Below are 2491 nucleotides of genomic sequence, written 5' to 3'. Positions count from 1 at the left end.
GAAGCGCGCAGCGCTGAGTCATCCTTCCCACACTACCACTTCCCTGTTGTACCCTTAGCTAAACAGCCAAACCCCATAGGCCGGATAAGGCGTATTCGCCACCACCCGGCAACAGCCATAAAAAAACCCCGCCGAAGCAGGGTTTACAATGACGCAGAGAATCGATTAGTGGCGTGCGCGAACAATCTGATACTTGCGGGTCAAATACTCGACCGGCACGCTCCAGATGTGTACCAGACGCGAGAACGGGAACAGCAGGAACAGCGTCATACCGAGCACCAGGTGCATACGGAAGATAAACGCCACACCGTCCAGGTACTGGGACGCGCCGCCGTGGAAGGTCACCACAGACTGTGCCCAGTTGACCAGCTTCATCATCTCGCTCCCGTCCATATGCTGGGCGGAGAACGGAATCGTCAGCAGACCCAGCGCACACTGGATAACCAGAACGGACAGCACCAGAATATCCGCGCCAGTGGTAGTGGCACGCACGCGTGGGCTGAACAAACGGCGCTTGAGCAACAATACCCCCCCGATCAGACACATCACGCCAGACGCACCGCCGGCAAACATCGCCATCTTCTGTTTAACTTCCAGTGGCAGCCACGCTTCATACATCCAGTGCGGCGTTAACATCCCCAGGAAGTGGCCGGCGAAAATACCCAGAATCCCGATATGGAACAGGTTTGACGCCATGTTCATTCCTTTGCGATCCAGCATCTGACTGGATGCCGCACGCCAGGTGTACTGCCCGTAGTCATAACGCAGCCAGCTACCAATCAGGAAGACAGAACCCGCAATGTACGGATAGATGTCAAAGAAGAACGTATTCAGGAAGTGCATTATTGCTGTCCTCCGGTGGTGATATTCAGATACTGCGGCGCGACGGCCCCGGCAAAACGACGCTGGTGAGCGGAGATCTCAGATTCACCGCACCCTTGATCGGCAAAGAATTTCACCTGCTCTTCTTCCCAGACAGCGTCCAGCGCCTGCGGAGTATCATCGCGAACTTCATCCGCAATTTTCTCCGCCACTTTGTCGCTGTCGATAGCCGCATTCGCCAGTTTCAACAACAGATCGAACAGCACGGCGTAGCGACTTTCACGCTGTTGCAGACGCGCACTGAGCAGGGCCAGAATCGGAGCGATATCCTGCAAACCACCCAGCGCCTCTTCCTTCGGCAACTGCGCCAGATATTCCAGGTACAGCGGCAGATGGTCCGGTAATTCGCGGCTGTCGAGCTGTAAACCGTGCTGCTCGTACTGCGCCATCAGGTCAACCATCGCCTGACCGCGGTCGCGGGATTCACCATGCACATGTTCGAACAACAGCAGCGAGGTTGCACGGCCACGGTCGAACAGTTCACTGTAGCGGGACTGTGCGTCCAGCATGTCCTGCGCGGTTAAATCGCGCAGGAAGACGCCCAGAGTCTGGGCATCATCTTTGTCCAGGTTTTCAGATGACGCGAGTGCATCGAAAAGTTCCTGCTGATGCTGCCATAAGGCAGCATCCGGGTACTCGAGCAGACGCGAAACAATGACGAGTTCAATCATTGGTGCGGCTCCGTTTTGCTGGTCACATCGACAGCATCGATGCGGCGACTGTTGAACAGATTGAATTTGGTGTCCGAACCGTGGCAACCGTCGCCGAAGGTAAAGCCACAACTGCTTTTCTCCGGGAACGCTTCACGCGCCAGCTCACGATGGCTGCTCGGTACCACGAAACGATCTTCGTAGTTCGCGATGGCCAGGTAGCGGTACATTTCCTGTGCCTGCGCTTCAGTCAGACCAACTTCTTCCAGCGCACGGGTGTCGACTTTACCGTCAACGGTTTCCGCACGTTTAAAGTGACGCATCGCCAGCATGCGCTTCAGCGCCAGTACCACCGGCTGCGTATCCCCTGCAGTCAGCAGGTTTGCCAGGTACTGAACCGGAATACGCAGGCTGTCCACGTCCGGCAGAATACCGTTGCTGCCCAGCTCACCCGCATCAGCCGCAGACTGAATTGGTGACAAAGGCGGAACATACCAGACCATTGGCAGCGTGCGGTATTCTGGGTGCAACGGCAGCGCCAGCTTCCAGTCCATCGCCATTTTGTACACCGGAGACTGCTGGGCCGCGTCGATCACGCTCAGCGGAATACCGTCTTTCAGTGCCTGCTCAATGACCGCCGGGTCATTCGGATCGAGGAACACGTCCAGCTGACGCTGGTACAGATCTTTCTCGTTCTCGGTGCTTGCCGCGCTTTCAATGGCGTCAGCGTCATACAGCAGTACGCCGAGGTAACGAATACGTCCGACGCAGGTTTCGGAGCATACGGTCGGCTGACCGGCTTCGATACGCGGATAGCAGAAGATGCACTTCTCTGACTTACCGCTCTTCCAGTTGAAGTAGATTTTCTTGTACGGGCAACCGGTAATACACATACGCCAGCCGCGGCATTTGTCCTGGTCGATCAGCACGATGCCGTCTTCTTCACGCTTGTAGATGGC

General features: G+C 56.4%; 3 protein-coding genes. All 3 read right to left on the bottom strand.

Annotated elements, in window-relative coordinates; all coding sequences use genetic code 11:
• Window positions 1-165: 165 nt before the first annotated feature.
• The gene (narI, locus tag FDW98_RS18875) at window positions 166-843 is read right to left on the bottom strand and encodes a respiratory nitrate reductase subunit gamma (RefSeq protein ID WP_096756788.1); all 678 of its coding nucleotides are present in this window, start codon (window positions 841-843) and stop codon (window positions 166-168) included.
• Window positions 843-1553: a nitrate reductase molybdenum cofactor assembly chaperone gene (gene narJ / locus FDW98_RS18870; RefSeq protein ID WP_096756787.1), complete on the bottom strand. Its 711-nt coding sequence runs from the start codon at window positions 1551-1553 to the stop codon at window positions 843-845. Before narJ ends, narI begins: the two co-directional genes overlap by 1 nt.
• A partial coding sequence (gene narH / locus FDW98_RS18865; RefSeq protein WP_137398925.1) for a nitrate reductase subunit beta occupies window positions 1550-2491 on the bottom strand: 942 nt, incomplete at its 5' end. The genes narH and narJ, both read right to left, overlap by 4 nt.

Source organism: Citrobacter sp. wls711 (assembly GCF_005281055.1).
GTDB lineage: Bacteria > Pseudomonadota > Gammaproteobacteria > Enterobacterales > Enterobacteriaceae > Citrobacter > Citrobacter gillenii.
This window is presented reverse-complemented; position numbering and strand designations above follow the sequence as displayed.